14 protein-coding genes and 1 pseudogene are annotated in these 15,483 nt (G+C 64.5%); 11 read left to right on the top strand and 4 right to left on the bottom strand.

Annotated elements, in window-relative coordinates; genetic code table 11:
* Positions 1-371: 371 nt before the first annotated feature.
* Positions 372-1,133, bottom strand: a complete 762-nt coding sequence (locus tag KMZ29_RS01715) for an SDR family oxidoreductase (protein WP_215622202.1) — start codon at positions 1,131-1,133, stop codon at positions 372-374.
* Positions 1,134-1,221: 88 nt separating this feature from the next.
* On the opposite strand from KMZ29_RS01715, the gene KMZ29_RS01710 reads away from it, so the two are divergent.
* Positions 1,222-2,748, top strand: coding sequence for a malonate--CoA ligase (locus KMZ29_RS01710; RefSeq protein ID WP_215622201.1), 1,527 nt, complete (start codon positions 1,222-1,224; stop codon positions 2,746-2,748).
* Between the two features lie 162 nt (positions 2,749-2,910).
* Here KMZ29_RS01710 and KMZ29_RS01705 read toward each other — a convergent pair whose 3' ends face one another.
* Positions 2,911-3,765, bottom strand: a complete 855-nt coding sequence (locus tag KMZ29_RS01705) for a sulfite exporter TauE/SafE family protein (protein WP_215622200.1) — start codon at positions 3,763-3,765, stop codon at positions 2,911-2,913.
* A gap of 247 nt (positions 3,766-4,012) precedes the next feature.
* On the opposite strand from KMZ29_RS01705, the gene sdhC reads away from it, so the two are divergent.
* The 8 genes from sdhC (at position 4,013) to KMZ29_RS01665 (ending at position 11,456) form a co-directional block, all read left to right on the top strand.
* Complete coding sequence (gene sdhC / locus KMZ29_RS01700; protein ID WP_215622199.1) at positions 4,013-4,411, top strand: succinate dehydrogenase, cytochrome b556 subunit; 399 nt, start codon at positions 4,013-4,015, stop codon at positions 4,409-4,411.
* 26 nt (positions 4,412-4,437) lie between these two features.
* Positions 4,438-4,812, top strand: a complete 375-nt coding sequence (gene sdhD, locus KMZ29_RS01695) for a succinate dehydrogenase, hydrophobic membrane anchor protein (RefSeq protein ID WP_369810154.1) — start codon at positions 4,438-4,440, stop codon at positions 4,810-4,812.
* Positions 4,813-4,815: 3 nt separating this feature from the next.
* Positions 4,816-6,651: a succinate dehydrogenase flavoprotein subunit gene (gene sdhA, locus KMZ29_RS01690; protein WP_215622197.1), complete on the top strand. Its 1,836-nt coding sequence runs from the start codon at positions 4,816-4,818 to the stop codon at positions 6,649-6,651.
* Between the two features lie 103 nt (positions 6,652-6,754).
* Positions 6,755-7,537, top strand: coding sequence for a succinate dehydrogenase iron-sulfur subunit (locus KMZ29_RS01685; protein ID WP_215604421.1), 783 nt, complete (start codon positions 6,755-6,757; stop codon positions 7,535-7,537).
* A gap of 83 nt (positions 7,538-7,620) precedes the next feature.
* Positions 7,621-8,475, top strand: coding sequence for an FkbM family methyltransferase (locus tag KMZ29_RS01680; protein WP_249779806.1), 855 nt, complete (start codon positions 7,621-7,623; stop codon positions 8,473-8,475).
* A gap of 51 nt (positions 8,476-8,526) precedes the next feature.
* Entirely contained in the window at positions 8,527-8,913 is a 387-nt protein-coding gene (locus KMZ29_RS01675; RefSeq protein ID WP_215622196.1) for a VOC family protein, read from the top strand.
* Between the two features lie 116 nt (positions 8,914-9,029).
* Complete coding sequence (locus tag KMZ29_RS01670) at positions 9,030-9,257, top strand: hypothetical protein (RefSeq protein ID WP_215622195.1); 228 nt, start codon at positions 9,030-9,032, stop codon at positions 9,255-9,257.
* Positions 9,258-9,503: 246 nt separating this feature from the next.
* Entirely contained in the window at positions 9,504-11,456 is a 1,953-nt protein-coding gene (locus KMZ29_RS01665) for an OmpA family protein (RefSeq protein ID WP_215622194.1), read from the top strand.
* Positions 11,457-11,607: 151 nt separating this feature from the next.
* Here KMZ29_RS01665 and KMZ29_RS01660 read toward each other — a convergent pair whose 3' ends face one another.
* Positions 11,608-11,973, bottom strand: a complete 366-nt coding sequence (locus KMZ29_RS01660) for a nuclear transport factor 2 family protein (protein ID WP_215604418.1) — start codon at positions 11,971-11,973, stop codon at positions 11,608-11,610.
* 99 nt (positions 11,974-12,072) lie between these two features.
* Between KMZ29_RS01660 and KMZ29_RS01655 the strand changes: the two genes are divergently transcribed.
* Positions 12,073-12,660, top strand: a complete 588-nt coding sequence (locus KMZ29_RS01655) for a TetR/AcrR family transcriptional regulator (protein ID WP_215622193.1) — start codon at positions 12,073-12,075, stop codon at positions 12,658-12,660.
* Positions 12,661-12,720: 60 nt separating this feature from the next.
* Positions 12,721-13,211: pseudogene (locus tag KMZ29_RS01650) on the top strand (OmpA family protein); the annotation flags it as partial.
* 389 nt (positions 13,212-13,600) lie between these two features.
* Here KMZ29_RS01650 and KMZ29_RS01645 read toward each other — a convergent pair.
* Complete coding sequence (locus KMZ29_RS01645; protein WP_215622192.1) at positions 13,601-15,385, bottom strand: alkaline phosphatase; 1,785 nt, start codon at positions 15,383-15,385, stop codon at positions 13,601-13,603.
* Positions 15,386-15,483: the final 98 nt, after the last annotated feature.

The raw sequence follows: 15,483 nt of genomic DNA, 5'->3' as shown, positions 1-15,483 counted from the left end.
GGCGAGAAGCCGCTGCGCCCGAACTATCAATCGCACGTCATCGAAAGGGGGTCTGTCAGCGCGTATTCTGCCAGCGAGTTTGCGGAGACACCCCCCACCCCCGCCCCCTAACAGCGAGCTTCGCTCGTCTCGACCCCGCCACGCGCAAGGGCGCGTGGAGGGGGGAGCAGAGCATCGCCAGGCGTTGCATGGCGAAGGATGACACATTCGAAGTGAACGCGGCGAAGCGCCTGCCGCGGCCTCTGCCAAAAACGCGAAAACGAGCCCATGCAAAGTAGAATTCTGGGCTCGCGGCACTCGTGCCGCGGCGGGTCCGGCCACGGGAAGAAAGTGCTCCGTCGTGCCCCCGGCCTGACCCCGCCCCGCCCCAGCTAGTCCCTGTTACCAGGGGTCTGGATGAAGCCGCGGTTCCAGGTCGGGCTGATCAGGATCTCGTTCATGCAGACCCGCGGCGGCATGCTGGCGACGAAGGCGATGGTGCGGCCGCAATCTTCGGGCTGCAGCATCTTCGCCTGTTCGGCTTCACTCGGCACCACCGGCCGCAGCTTCAGGATCGGGGTTGCGACCTCGCCCGGCGACAGACAACAGGCCCGCAGCCCGTTGACGCACTCATCCATGTTGAAGGAATGGGTCAGCGCCAGCACCGCATGCTTGGTCGTGGTGTAGGCCGGCCCCGGCATTTTCGACACGTGACGTCCGGCCCAGGACGCGACGTTGATGATGCAGCCGTCCTTCTGCTTGCGCATCGCGGGCAGCACTGCGTGCATGCAATACAGCACGCCGTTGAGATTGATATCGACCAGTTTGTTCCAGCCTTCCAGCTCCATGTCGGCCCAGCTGCGTTTCGGCACGTTGATGCCGGCGCTGTTGACCAGCAGATCGATGCGGCCGTACTTGGCAAGAATCTGTTCCGCGGCCTTGGTCACGTCGTCGGATTTGCTGACATCGAGCGGAATCGCCTCGGCCTTGCCGCCTCTCCCGGTGATTTTCGCCACCACCGCGTCGAGCGCATCCTTCCGGCGCCCGGAAACCACTACCGTCCAGCCGTCCGCGGCCAAGGCTTCCGCACCGGCCTCGCCGATGCCGCTGCCGCCGCCCGTCACCCAGGCCACGCGTTTCCCGTTATTTGACATGCAAACTGTCTCCGTTGCTTTGTGAAGGGCCTTTTTGCTAATCCAGCCAGCGGAATTTTCCGGCCTTTGCCCCCTCAGGGAATGTTGCATGAACGCCAACGTCAACGCCAATCTGTTTTCCCGCCTGTTCGACGGCATCGACGATCCCTCGCGCCTCGCGATCGAAATGCTCGATGGCCAGCGCATCAGCTATGGCGATCTCGTGGCCCGCGCCGGGCAGATGGCGAATGTGCTGGTGTCGCGAGGCGTCAAGCCCGGCGACCGCGTCGCAGCGCAAACCGAGAAATCGGTGCCGGGTCTGGTGCTGTATCTCGCAACCGTCCGCGCCGGCGCCGTCTATCTGCCGCTCAACACCGCCTATACGCTGAACGAACTGGAATATTTCATCACCGACGCCGAGCCGTCGCTGGTGGTGTGCGATCCGTCGAAGGCGGAAGGCATCGGCGCGATCGCCGCGAAGGTCGGCGCCAGGGTCGAGACGCTGGGCGCCGACGGCAAGGGCTCGCTGACGGACGCCGCCGCCACGGCGAAGCCGGAGTTTGACACCGTCGCGCGAGCCAATGACGATCTCGCGGCGATCCTCTACACCTCGGGCACGACAGGCCGTTCCAAGGGCGCAATGCTGACGCACGACAATCTTGCGTCGAATTCGCTCTCGCTGGTCGACTACTGGCGCTTCACGGACAAGGACGTCCTGATCCACGCGCTGCCGATTTATCATACCCACGGCCTGTTCGTGGCGAGCAACGTCACGCTGTTCGCGCGCGCGTCGATGATCTTCCTGCCGAAATTCGACCCCGACCTGATTATCAGGCTGATGGCGCGCGCAACCGTGCTGATGGGCGTGCCGACGTTCTATACGCGGCTGCTGCAAAGCCCTGACCTGACCAGGGAAGCCACCAGCCATATGCGGCTGTTCATCTCGGGCTCCGCGCCGCTGCTCGCCGACACCCATCGCGAATGGTTTGCACGTACCGGCCATGCCGTGCTCGAGCGCTACGGCATGACCGAGACCAACATGAACACCTCGAATCCCTATGACGGCGAGCGGGTGCCTGGCGCAGTCGGCCACCCGCTGCCCGGCGTCTCGGTGCGCGTCACCGATCCCGAAACCGGCAAGGAGCTGGCGCCCGAAACCATCGGCATGATCGAGGTCAAGGGCCCCAACGTGTTCAAGGGCTATTGGCGGATGCCGGAGAAGACCAAGGCCGAATTCCGCGACGACGGCTTCTTCATCACCGGCGACCTCGGCAAGATCGACGGCAAGGGCTATGTGCACATCGTCGGCCGCGGCAAGGATCTCGTGATATCCGGCGGCTTCAACGTCTATCCGAAGGAAATCGAGAGCGAGATCGACGCCATGCCGGGCGTGATCGAATCCGCCGTGATCGGCGTGCCACACGCCGATTTCGGCGAGGGCGTCACTGCGGTCCTGGTCTGCGACAAGGGCGCCAAGGTCGACGAAGCCTCGGTGCTGAAAGCGCTCGACGGCAGGCTGGCAAAATTCAAGATGCCGAAGCGGGTGATCGTGGTCGAGGAATTGCCGCGCAACGCCATGGGCAAGGTACAGAAGAATATTCTGCGCGATACCTATTCGAAGATTTACGCGAAATAGGTTCACCCGTAACCGTCATTGCGAGCCAACGGGTCGCGCGAACGCGCGCCCGATGACAGGCTCCGCGAAGCAATCCAAAGCTCGGTCCGCATCTAGGATGGATTGCTTCGTCGCTTTGCTCCTCGCAATGACGATAGACATGTTCACGAACTTGCTCTGCCGCTAGAGCAGGCTGATCACAAACCGGCCGCCGACGAGAAACAGATAAGTTCCGAACGCCATTTCCAGCGTGCGCTTGGACATCGCGTGCGCGGCCTTGACGCCGAGCGGCGCGGTCAAAAGGCTGGTCGGCATGACAAGCACGGCGCCGATCAGCGAGACATAGCCGATCGCAAACGGCAATTGCAGCGCGGCGACCTCGGGATAGCGCATCGCCGCCGGCCAGCCGGCATAGATGTAACCGATGGCGCCGGGAATCGAGATCAGCACCGCCAGCGCCGAGGAGGTCGCAACCGCCTGATGGATCGGCCGGCCGTAAAAGGTCATCAACAGGTTGGAGAACAATCCGCCGCCGATGCCCATCAGCGTCGAGAGCAGGCCGACGAAGAAGCCGTAAAGCTTCATCAGCGGCCCCCGCGGCAAGTCGTCGCCGAACTTCCAAGTCTCGCGCGACAGCAGCAACCGCGCCGCGGCGGACCATGCCACCATGACGAACACGATCTTGAACAGCCGCTCCGGCGCGTAGCGCGCGGTGACGCTGCCGGCGATCACGCCGGTCACTATCGGCAGCCACCAGGTCCGCAGAATAGCTATATCCACCGCGCCGCGGGCGTAATGGGCGCGATACGAACGGATCGAGGTCGGAATGATGATGGCGAGCGATGTCCCGATGCACAGCGGCATCCGCACTTCCAGCGGCACGCCGGCGAGCCGGAAGGATTCGTAAAACACCGGCACCAGGATGGCGCCGCCGCCGATCCCGAAGATCCCGGCCAGAAAGCCCGACAGCGCCCCCACCGCCACCAGCAGGAGCGCCAGTTCGGCAAGCTCCAGGACATCAAGGCCAGCGATTGCCATCTCCGGTTTCCTTCGGCCCGCGCCAGGTCTGCGCGCGTTCATGAATCGTGCTTCAGGTATACCAGCCACCAGTGCTCGCCGCGCTTGTCAACGCCCCTAATTGCAAGGCTCATCCATAGATGTGAACCGCGGTTCGGAATTGGCGATTTTCATCGTTGCGCTCACTGTTTCGACTTCGTAAATAGACCTCGTCTATCGCGATCCCCCGAAGGGCCCATCGCGGGCCCGCCAACCGTCAAAGCCGCCGATGACCGCCAGGATCGAACGACCGCTTTCGCCCCATCTGCAGACCTATCGCTGGACCCTGACGATGGCGCTTTCCATCGTCCACCGCGTTACCGGCGTCGCGCTGTATTTCGGTACTCTGCTGCTGGCATGGTGGCTGATCGCGGCGGCTTCCGGCCCGGCCGCCTATGCCAATGTGCAGGCCTTTACCGGCAGCATCATCGGAAAGCTGATCGTATTCGGCTACACATGGGCGCTGCTGCATCACCTGCTTTCGGGCTTGAGGCATTTCGTCTGGGACCTCGGCTACGGCTTCAAGGCCAGCGAACGTGAAACGCTGACCTGGGGCGCGCTGATCGGCGGCGTTTCGCTGACGGTGCTGGTCTGGATCGCCGCCTATGCCATCGGAGGCGGACGATGACCGCGCCAACTTCACCCGCAAAATCCATGCGCACGCCGCTCGCCCGCGTCCGCAACCTCGGCGCTTCGCATTCCGGCACCAGCGATTTCTGGCGCCAGCGCCTCACCGCTGTGGCGATGACGCTGCTGATCGTGCCGGTCATCGTGGTGGTTTTGATGCTGCTCGGCCGCAACCAGGCCGGTGCCGCGCAGATTCTCGGCTCGCTGCCGATCGCTATCATCCTGCTTCTGTTCATCGTCGCCAGCGCCTGGCACATGAAGATCGGCATGCAGGTAGTGATCGAGGATTACATCCATAACGAGAAGCTGAAGCTCGCCAGCGTAATGGCCAATAACTTCTTCTCGATCGCGGTGGCGCTGGCTTCGATCTACGCCATTCTCAAACTGTCATCTGGAGTTTAGCCCATGGCCGTTGGCGGAAATGGCAAGGGGAACGGCGCGCCTGCCACCAATGGCCACGCCTACCCGATTGAAGATCATACCTACGATGTCGTGGTTGTCGGCGCCGGCGGCGCTGGCCTGCGCGCCGTAGTCGGCTGCAGCGAAGCGGGCCTGCGCACCGCCTGCATCACCAAGGTTTTTCCGACCCGCTCGCACACGGTGGCGGCCCAGGGCGGCATTTCGGCGGCGCTCGGCAACATGCACGAGGACAACTGGCGCTGGCACATGTACGACACCGTCAAGGGGTCGGATTGGCTCGGCGACCAGGATTCGATCGAATACATGGTGCGCCAGGCGCCGGAGGCGGTCTACGAACTCGAGCACTGGGGCGTGCCGTTTTCGCGCACCGAAGACGGCAGGATCTATCAGCGGCCGTTCGGCGGCATGACCGTGGACTTCGGCAAGGGCCAGGCGCAACGCACCTGCGCCGCCGCCGACCGTACCGGCCACGCCATGCTGCACACCATGTACGGCCAGGCGCTGCGCCACGCCGCCGAATTCTACATCGAGTTCTTCGCCATCGACCTGATCATGGACGACCAGGGCACCTGCCGCGGCGTGGTCGCGCTCAAGCTCGACGACGGCACACTGCATCGCTTCCGCGCGCAAACCACCATTCTTGCCACCGGGGGCTATGGGCGCATCTATCATTCCTGCACCGGCGCCCACACCCAGACCGGCGACGGCAGCGCGATGGCCTTGCGCGCCGGCCTGCCGCTGCAGGACATGGAGTTCGTCCAGTTCCACCCGACCGGAATTTACGGCGCCGGCTGTCTGGTCACCGAAGGCGCGCGCGGCGAGGGCGGCTATCTCGTCAATTCCGCGGGCGAACGCTTCATGGAGCGCTATGCGCCATCCGCCAAGGACCTCGCCTCGCGCGACGTCGTCTCGCGCGCGATGACCATCGAAATCCGGGAAGGCCGCGGCGTCGGCAAGAACAAGGACCACATCTTCCTGCACCTCGACCATCTCGACCCCAAGGTGCTGCAGGAGCGGCTGCCGGGGATTTCCGAATCGGCAAAGATTTTCGCCAACGTCGATGTGACGCGCGAGCCGATCCCGATCGTGCCGACCGCGCATTACAACATGGGCGGGATTCCGACCAACTTCCACGGCGAAGCGCTGACCAAGAAGAACGGCGACGACAATTTCGTGGTGCCCGGCCTGATGGCGGTCGGCGAAGCGGCCTGCGTCTCGGTACATGGCGCCAACCGTCTCGGCTCCAATTCGCTGATCGATCTCGTGGTGTTCGGCCGCGCCGCCGCCTTGCGCTGCGCCGAAAAGCTGACGCCGAACGGCAAGCAGCCGGAATTGCCGGCAGGATCGGCCGACAAGGCGCTCGGCCGGCTCGATCGTTACCGCTATGCCGCCGGCGGCACGACGACGGCGAAGCTGCGCGACAGCATGCAGCATGTGATGCAGAACAATTGCGCGGTGTTCCGCACCGGCGAGGTGCTGAACGAAGGGCACAACCTGATTCACAAGGTGCATAGCGGCATCAGCGACATCGGGGTGACCGACCGCTCGCTGGTCTGGAATTCCGATCTGATCGAGACGCTGGAATTCGACAATCTGATCGTGCAGGCGGTCGTGACGATGGACTCGGCCGCGAACCGCACCGAGAGCCGCGGCGCCCATGCCCGCGAGGATTTCCCGGACCGCGACGACAAGAACTGGATGAAACACACGCTGGCGTGGATCGACGATGGCGGCAAGACCACAATCGATTATCGCCCGGTGCACGACTACACGATGACCAACGACGTTCAGTACATCCCGCCGAAGGCGCGGGTGTATTGAGGATAACCCGTCATTCCGGGATGGTCCGAAGGACCAGACCCGGAATCTCGAGATTCCGGGTTCGCTGCTTCGCAGCGCCCCGGAATGACGAAAGGCTAGAGAGATGGTTGAATTCGCGCTTCCGAAAAATTCGAAAATCACCGGCGGCAAGACCTGGCCGAAGCCGGCCGGCGCGACCGAGACGCGCGAATTCAAGGTCTATCGCTGGAACCCGGACGACGGCAAAAATCCCGGCGTCGATACCTATTATGTCGACACCAAGGATTGCGGGCCGATGGTCCTTGATGGCCTGATCTGGATCAAGAATCACATCGACCCGACGCTAACCTTCCGCCGCTCCTGCCGCGAGGGTGTCTGCGGCTCCTGCGCCATGAATATCGACGGCCAGAACACGCTGGCCTGCACCAAGTCGATGCACGACGTGAAGGACGGTGCGGTCAAGGTCAATCCGCTGCCGCACCAGCCTGTGGTCAAGGACCTGGTGCCCGACCTCACCAATTTCTACGCGCAATACGCTTCGATCGAGCCTTGGCTGAAGACCGTCACGCCGACGCCGCAGAAGGAATGGCGGCAGAGCCACGAGGATCGCGGAAAACTCGACGGTCTCTACGAATGCATTCTCTGCGCCTGCTGCTCGACCTCATGCCCGAGCTATTGGTGGAACAGCGACCGCTATCTCGGGCCGGCCGCCTTGCTGCAGGCGAACCGATGGGTCAAGGACAGCCGCGATGAAGCGACCGGCGAGCGGCTCGACAATCTCGAGGACCCGTTCCGTCTCTATCGCTGCCACACCATCATGAACTGCGCCAAGGCCTGCCCGAAGGGCCTCAATCCCGCCGAGGCGATCGCCGAACTCAAGCTGAAGATGGTCGAACGCCAGATCTGACGCGGACCCCGCCCGCGTCGTTGGAGTCGTCCGCGAAACCGGCTATGTAGGCGCGGCGTTCGCAATTCTTCGGCGAGAAGATCTTGACCCTGCCAACCCTGCCCCCCGGCACTGCCGCGGCCAACGATCCCACCTCCCCTCCATTCGGCGCTTTCGCGCCGAATGCCGCGCAGGCGGCGATCATCCGGCTGGCGCAACGCTCGCGGCTGAAACGCGGTGCGTTCCGCCCGATGCTGTCGCGGCTGGTCAACCTGCTGCGCGCGGGTCCGGTCGACGTCCATTATCAGGGTGCGTCGTTCCGCTTCTATCATCAGGCCAGCGCCACCGAGCGCGGCGCGTTGTTCAATCCCGATTACAACATCGAGGAGCTGGATTTTCTGCGCGCGCATACGCCTGCCGGTGGCGTGTTCGTCGATGTCGGCGCCAATGTCGGCACCTACGCCATGGTGCTGGCGCGCCGGGTCGGCGCGACCGGCAAGGTGATTGCGATCGAGCCGCATCCGGTGACGCATGCGCGGCTCAAGTTCAACTGCGCCGCATCCGGCTACACCCAGGTCACGCTGGTGGCCGCCGCCGCAGGCCCTTCGGACGGCGAGCTGATGATCGAGACCGACGGCGACAATCTCGGCGCCAGCCATATCGTGTCCGGCGATCCCGCAGGCAACGCCATCAGGGTGCCGTCGTTGCGGTTGCAGCGCATTCTCGCCGACGCAGGCGTCGATCACGTCGATGCGCTGAAGATCGACGTCGAGGGCTTTGAGGATCGCGTTCTGACCGGCTTCTTCGAACAGGCGCCGTCATCGCTGTGGCCGCGCGCGGTTGTGATCGAGCATTTGTCGCGAAACGAATGGCTGAAAGACTGTATCGCCGACATGCGCGCGCGCGGCTACGCCGAGACCGGCAAGACCCGCAGCAACACGCTGCTGGTTCGCGGCTGAATTCCGCCTACATCAATAGGTGTCGCAGTCCTCAACCGCAGGAGATTCTCGATGATCGACCATGTCGGCTTTCCGGTTTCCGATTATGCGCGCGCCAAGGCTTTCTATCTCGAGGCTTTGGCGCCGCTCGGCTATAGCCTCGTGATGGAAGTGACGCAGGAGCAGACCGGCCATGACCCCGCGGCCGGTTTCGGCGCCGACGGCAAGCCGGATTTCTGGATCGGCGGCGAGGGCGGCTTGAACAAGCCGTTGCATGTTGCGATCCACGCCAAGGACCGCGCCACTGTCGACGCGTTCTACAGAGCTGCATTGGCGGCCGGTGGACGCGATAACGGCGCGCCCGGCATCCGGGCCCACTATCACCCCAATTATTACGGCGCCTTCGTGCTCGATCCCGACGGCCACAACATCGAAGCCGTGTGCCACGCGCCGGAGTGACCGGTTCCCGCAGCCCGAATGAGGAACATCGCGGCATCGCCGCCGTTATCGCTCCAGCCCGAGGGAGCGATGACATGACCAACGACAACACCGACTCCGCCTGGGCGGCGATGTAAATGCCAATCGATCCGCCGGAAGATCCGCCGATCAAGCCCGGACAGCCATCCGAGCCGCCGCAGGAGAATCCGCCGGGCAGTCCGCGGCCCGAGGTGCCGCCGCCGATGCAGGAGCCGGGTGAGCCGCCGCAGCCGGAGGAACTGCCGGGCCGCACGCCCGAGGAATTGCCGGTGCCGGGACCGCAAGGTCCGCACACGCCCTATCCCCGCGACCGATGCCGGAGTTGACGATCTGCCGGGCTCGGAGCCGGATGTGAATCCAGGCACACCTGATTTGCCGCAGGAGACGATGTAATACGGTCTAGTATGCGATTCGAAACAAGCGTCTGAATGCGCCATGAACAATTGCGCATTCGGACGTTGCACGTTCCGAAATAAAAGCCGCTTTGCCATCAAAGGCCGCCACAATCCGGCCCCACGCTTATTTGTTGATCGTCAGACTTTGTTGCCAATAATTCCCGGGACCAGACCATCATGACACACCTTCGCCTCGTGCTGCTCGCCACGACAGCCCTTACGGCAATGCAATTCGCGGCGCCTGCAACGCACGCGCAAACCGCCCCAATGGTGGTGGCGCAGGCCAAGGAGGAACTTGGTCCCGACGGCAAGCCCAAGGCCCCGCCGAAGGCGGCACCGCCCGCTGTTGCTCCGCGTCAAGCGCCGCCACCGCCTCCCCCGCCGCCACCGCCCGGGGTTGCGCCGCCTCCGCCGCCGCCCCCTGTCTCGGCTCCGCCTCCGCGCCAGGCACCCCCGCCGCCACCACCCCCGCCTGCGCGCGTGGCACCGCCGCCGCCGCCGCCGCCGAAGCCCCCAACGGCTGCACCGCCGCCGCCGCCCAAGCCTGCGACGCCTCCACCTCCCCCGCCGCCTCCAGCGGCGCGGACGGCACCGCCGCCTCCGCCGACGGCAGCACCCGTTCCGCCGAAGCCCCCGGCCCCGCCGAGCACCGCACCTGTGGTGCCGCAGCAGAAGAGCGCGCCGACTTCCGTGCCACCGCCGCCGCCGCCCGCGGGCGCCAAGCAATTGCCGCCGCCCACAACCGCGCCGGCAACGCAGACGCCGCCGCCCCCGGCGGGCGCAGGCGCAGTCACGCCACCTCCGCCGCCGCCAGCAGGAGCCAAGCAGGCCCCACCGCCTCCGGGCACGCCGCCCGGAACAGCGCCACGGACTCAAGCCCCCCCGCCTCCGCCACCCCCGGCAGGCGCTGGCGCAGTCACGCCACCTCCGCCGCCGCCGCCGGCAGGAGCCAAGCAAACCCCGCCGCCCGCGGGCAGCCCGGCAACTGCCGCTCCGCCGCCGGCTCCGGGAACGACGACAGCCCCCCCGGCAACGCCGAATGCCGCGCCGACACCCGGCGCTGGCGGACAGACGTCACTGCCGGCCGGCGCGCCGGTAGCCCGCCGCCCACCGCCGACGGTAACCGCGCCGATTCCGCCCGCACCGCCCCCCACCCAGGCGCTGACCCCGATCGCTCCGGGCGCGGCGCCAGCACCGGGGTCCAAGACCCTGGAGGGCTTCCGGAGTGAACGACGCGAAGTCGAGCAGGGCGGACGCACGGTGATTACCGAGCCGGGCCGGATCATCGTTCGTGATCCCGGCGGGCAGGCGTTCATCCGCCACGACGAAATGGATCGCTTCCGCTATGGCGCGCGTGACATCCGGACCCAGCAAGTCGGCGGTGAAACGCGCACCATCGTGATCCGTCCCGACGGCACCCAGATCATCACCGTTGTCGGTCGTGACGGTCAGCTATTGCGCCGGATTCGCCGGGATGAGCGCGGCCGCGAGATCATCATCATCGACAACAGCTATCGCGACCCGCGCGCGATCGGCGGCTTCTATGTCGACCTGCCGCCGCCGATCCTGCGCATTCCGCAGAATCGCTACATCGTCGAAGCCGACGAAGCGTCGCCGGATCTGATCTACGACACCATGATCGCTCCGCCGGTGGAGCGGATCGATCGTCGCTATACGCTCGACGAAATCCGCTACAGCCCGTCGGTGCGACAGCGCATGCCGAGCATCGATCTCAACAGCATCAACTTCGAAACCGGATCGTGGGAGATTCCCCCCGACCAGGCGGCGAAGCTGCAGGCGATCGCGGACGGCCTCAATCGCGCGATCGCGGCCAATCCGCGCGCCGTGTTCCTGATCGAGGGTCATACCGACGCGGTGGGATCGGACGTCGACAATCTGTCGCTGTCGGACCGCCGCGCCGAATCCGCCGCCACGCTGCTGACGCAGCAATTCAACGTGCCGGCGGAAAACCTGACCTCGCAAGGCTACGGCGAGCAATATCTGAAAGAGCAGACCGACGGACCGAGCCGCATCAATCGCCGCGTCACGATCCGCAACATCACGCCATTGCTCAACGGCGGAGCGGCATCGCTGCCGCCCCCGCCGCCGGGCACCGCGCCGCCGAGGTAGGGCAAATAGTTTCAAGACTGAAATGGCCGGGAGCGATCCCGGCCATTTCCATATCTGATCGCGAGGCGGGCTTGGGCGCAGGACCAGATCGCCGCACCGTGGATCACTTTGGCGAAGCAAATGAATTCCAAATGCCGGCTCGATCTTCACCTCATCCCTTCATCTGCTGCGGGTCGAAAAAGAAGCGCTCCTCGATCAATTGCTCGCCGCGCCAGGTTTGCCACGCGACCTCTTCCATTGTCCGCACCTTGCCGTCCTTGCCCGTGAATTCGAACCGCCAGCGGATCGCCGACTGGTCGCCGTCGAGCAAGAGCGGCCCGAGCCGTGTGGTCTTGACGCCGGCAACGGACGCGAGCACAGCGCGTTCCCGCTCTGCCAGCGCATCGCGGCCAACCCGGGGGGAACGGTCGTTCTCCTGCGTTTGAGCATCAGGCGCATAGAATTTCAGGATGGCGCCGACATGGTCGTTGGATTCGACGGTGGCAGCAAAAGCTTGCAGTGTGGCGAGCGACGGCATAGTCAAGTCTCCTCTAGATACCGACCAATAGTCGGCATTTACCGACTGTCGGTCGACAAGTCAATTGGCCCGGACACGAAACTGCGCTAGACAGCAATCATGGCAACACAGGCCGAGCGGCGCGAGAAAACACGGACGGCGATCGTCAGGGCGGCGAAGCGCATTTTCGGTGAGCGTGGATTTGCCGCGACAACGATGGATGATATCGCCGCCGGCGCGCGCGTCGCGAAGGGCGCGGTCTATCATCATTTCCCGACCAAGGAGGCGCTGTTCGAGGCGGTGTTCGAACAGGCCTCCCTCGAACTCGTCTCCGACCTTGACCGCATCTCGCGCGCTGAGAAGGACATGCTGGCCGCGATAGCAGCGGGAACACAGGCCTATTTTTCGGCCTGCTCAAAGGGGGCGACTGGCCAGATCATCCTGCGCGACGGACCTGCCGTGCTCGGATGGGAGCGCTGGCGCGACATCGATGCCAAGCATTTCGGCGGCAAGTTTCCGCGCGCGCTCGCCGCGGCGATGGACGCTGGCCTGATCGCGCGCCAGCCGGTCGAGCCTTTGGCGCGGCTCCTGCTCGGTGCGGTGACGGAAGCCGCAGTTGCCTGCTCAACTGGTCAGGACATCGGCAAGGCCGGCGCCGAGTACGCGCGTGCGTTCCGCTCGCTGCTGGACGCGTTGCGGGTGAAATAGAACCGAGGCGACCGCTACAGCCCCCGCTTCTTCTTGCGCTGGCCGGGCGTGCGCAGCCGCATGATCGCGCCGCCGGTGGAGCGGATCGAACATCGCTACACGCTCGACGAAATCCGCTACAGTGCGTCGGTGCGGCAGCGCATGCCGCGCATCGATCTCAACAGCATCAACTTCGAAACCGGATCGTGGGAGATTCCCCCGACCAGGCGGCGAAGTTGCAGGCGATCGCGGACGGCCTCAATCGCGCGATCGCGACCAACCCGCGCGCCGTGTTCCTGATCGAGGGTCATACCGACGCGGTGGGATCGGACGTCGACAATCTGTCGCTGTCGGACCGCCGCGCCGAATCCGCCGCCACGCTGCTGGCCCAGCAATTCAACGTGCCGGCAGAAAACCTGACCTCGCAAGGCTACGGCGAACAATATCTGAAAGAGCAGATCGACGGACCGAGCCGCATCAATCGCCGCGTCACGATCCGCAACATCACGCCATTGCTCAACGGCGGAGCGGCATCGCTGCCGCCCCCGCCGCCGGGCACCGCGCCGCCGCGGCAGGGCAAGTATTCGCCAAACGGAAGCGGCCGGGAGCAATCCCGGCCGTTTTTTTGGCGGTGCGCGACTGGAATGCGCGCTTTCGCAAAATCTTCAACGGCATTGCCGCTGTCTATCCTCCGCGGGAGGCGGTCAACCTGGATGATCTCGCCGACATGCTGTCCTGCATCGTCGATGGCGGCATCATCATGTCGAAGACGCTGAACGATCCGCGACGGCTGGAACGGCAGATTTTGACTTTTCGCAGTTTCATCAAACTGATGTTCTCGGCGCCGCCGCTCGCCTAGATCATGATCCGATTAGATTGAATCGGTTCATGATCTCATCGCTTTGTTTGAGCATGATTTTCTCGGAAAACCGGTTCCCACTTTCTTCCGGATCATGCTCTTCTAGCGCGCGGGCATTTCGATCGCGCCGGACGCCGTCGGCGCCAGGCCAAGCGCATCGGCGATCACGCGGAAGACGTCCGTGTTATCCATCGATCCGTGGACCCGTTCGCTGCCCGGCCCGGTCGCGGTCAGAATCACGTCCTCTCCAGAATGCACGCTGGCACGCATCATGGCCGGCAGATTGCCGGAACGCAGCGCGACGCCCGGAACATCCTTGTATTTTTCATTGGCCTTGAAGGTCCCCGGCGCTTCACCCTTCACCGTCGGTTCATTCGGGTTGTCGAGCTTCGGGCGGAAGGTCTCGTAGTGATCCGGCAGGCTGGCAGAAAAGATGGCGAGCCGCCGGCTGACATCCACGCGCGACGGATAGCCCTCCGCATCGGGAGCCGGATAATTGGGAAATCCCGCCTTGTCATAGACGCCCACACGCTCGCGCAGCTGCACGTTCGGCGTCACGCTCATGTCGTCATTGATGGTGCCAACAAGGCCATTGGGATGATTGTGATCCGCCAACACCAGGATCAGGGTGTCCTCACCGCGCGCCCGCGCCCAGTCGCGAGCGAGGCGTACCGCATTGTCGAGCATGATGGTGTCGTAGACCGCGCGCTCCATATCCAGCAAATGCGCGTACTTGTCGATCATTCCGGATTCCACCATCAGGAAGAAGCCGGCATCCTTCCTCGACAGGACGTTCAGCGCGGCCTGGACCTGTTCGGTCAGATCCGGCTGCTCGGGAAACTTCTTGACGCCGCCGCCCTTCAGAAATTTGCGGTCCAGCACGCCATCCATATTCCCGGTGGCGAACAGACCGAGCAATTGGCGCGTATCGGATTTGGCCGCCAGCGCATTGAGTTCGCCCGCGGTCGTCGCCACCGGGTAGCCGGCTTCGCGAAACCGGGCGATGTAATCGATGTCGTCCTTGCGCTTGGAGCCGGGCGCGCCCTGCGGAAGGAAATTCGCGCTGCCGCCGCCCATCAACACGTCGGGCCTGGCGGCAAAATACTGTTCGACGATCCCGTCATAGGCAGCGCGGTGGCGGGTATGCGCCACCATCGCGGCCGGCGTAGCATCCTCGACTTCGGTGTTCGTGACAAGGCCGACGCCCAGGCCGAGCCGCCGCTTCGCGAGACTGGTGATAGTTTCGACCTTGGGGTCGTCGAACGGATCGGCGGTGCGGTCGGCATAGACGCCCATCGCATTCACGGCAGTCTTGTGACCCGTGGCGTATGCGCTGGCCGCGTTGGCGGAATCGGTGATGATCGAATCCAAGCCGGCGGTCGCCACCAGCGCCATGTGGGGCATGTCGTCGATGGAAAGTTTACCAAGGCTCTTGCCTTCTGTAATTCCCTTGGAAAGCAGCCGCGCGGCGGTGCGATGGGCCGGGGAAAGCCCGTCGCCGATGAACAGGATCACGTTCTTCGCCTTGCGCGGCCCTGTGTCGTAGACCGTCCATTCCACCCTGCGGCTGCGGGTGCCGTCGCTGACTTCCACGGTGGCGGGCCCGGGCCTGGCCAGCGCGACATCGCGAAGCATCAGCGCGGACTGCTCCTTGCCGTCTTCGCGTTCGATGAACGTCGCAGTCCGGCCGAAGACGGTGGAATAATCCTCTCCGTTGATCGTGACTTTCAGTTTCGCCGGGTCGACGCGATCGGGGAATTCAATCTTGAAGTCGAACCGCGCGCCCGAGAGAATGGTGGCGCGGTCGATCGGAAACACCGTTTGGGCAGCAACCGGCGATCCCGAAAGCAGCACGGCGAAGGATACTGCGGCGGCAAGTTTGTTCATGATCCAGGCTCCGCGTCGAAATCTGCCCGCGGGCGGCGACGGCCGCGCCTCCGCAAGCATTCTCACGACCGGGCGCGCAAGTCTAACTGCCCCGAATG

The sequence above is a fragment of the Bradyrhizobium sediminis genome (assembly GCF_018736085.1).
Classification (GTDB): Bacteria; Pseudomonadota; Alphaproteobacteria; order Rhizobiales; family Xanthobacteraceae; genus Bradyrhizobium; species Bradyrhizobium sediminis.
Note: the sequence above shows the minus strand (reverse complement) of the source record. Positions and strands in the feature narration are given on the sequence as shown.

What these genes read in the sequence shown, in the direction of transcription:
- KMZ29_RS01670 (WP_215622195.1), top strand. Translation starts at nt 9,030, where the DNA reads ATGCCAATCGATCCGCCGGAAGATCCGCCGATCAAGCCCGGACAGCCA.
- KMZ29_RS01675 (WP_215622196.1), top strand. Translation starts at nt 8,527, where the DNA reads ATGATCGACCATGTCGGCTTTCCGGTTTCCGATTATGCGCGCGCCAAG.
- KMZ29_RS01665 (WP_215622194.1), top strand. Translation starts at nt 9,504, where the DNA reads ATGACACACCTTCGCCTCGTGCTGCTCGCCACGACAGCCCTTACGGCA.
- KMZ29_RS01685 (WP_215604421.1), top strand. Translation starts at nt 6,755, where the DNA reads ATGGTTGAATTCGCGCTTCCGAAAAATTCGAAAATCACCGGCGGCAAG.
- sdhC (WP_215622199.1), top strand. Translation starts at nt 4,013, where the DNA reads ATGACCGCCAGGATCGAACGACCGCTTTCGCCCCATCTGCAGACCTAT.
- KMZ29_RS01645 (WP_215622192.1), bottom strand. Translation starts at nt 15,385, where the DNA reads ATGAACAAACTTGCCGCCGCAGTATCCTTCGCCGTGCTGCTTTCGGGA.
- KMZ29_RS01660 (WP_215604418.1), bottom strand. Translation starts at nt 11,973, where the DNA reads ATGCCGTCGCTCGCCACACTGCAAGCTTTTGCTGCCACCGTCGAATCC.
- KMZ29_RS01715 (WP_215622202.1), bottom strand. Translation starts at nt 1,133, where the DNA reads ATGTCAAATAACGGGAAACGCGTGGCCTGGGTGACGGGCGGCGGCAGC.
- KMZ29_RS01710 (WP_215622201.1), top strand. Translation starts at nt 1,222, where the DNA reads ATGAACGCCAACGTCAACGCCAATCTGTTTTCCCGCCTGTTCGACGGC.
- KMZ29_RS01655 (WP_215622193.1), top strand. Translation starts at nt 12,073, where the DNA reads ATGGCAACACAGGCCGAGCGGCGCGAGAAAACACGGACGGCGATCGTC.
- sdhD (WP_369810154.1), top strand. Translation starts at nt 4,438, where the DNA reads ATGCGCACGCCGCTCGCCCGCGTCCGCAACCTCGGCGCTTCGCATTCC.
- KMZ29_RS01705 (WP_215622200.1), bottom strand. Translation starts at nt 3,765, where the DNA reads ATGGCAATCGCTGGCCTTGATGTCCTGGAGCTTGCCGAACTGGCGCTC.
- sdhA (WP_215622197.1), top strand. Translation starts at nt 4,816, where the DNA reads ATGGCCGTTGGCGGAAATGGCAAGGGGAACGGCGCGCCTGCCACCAAT.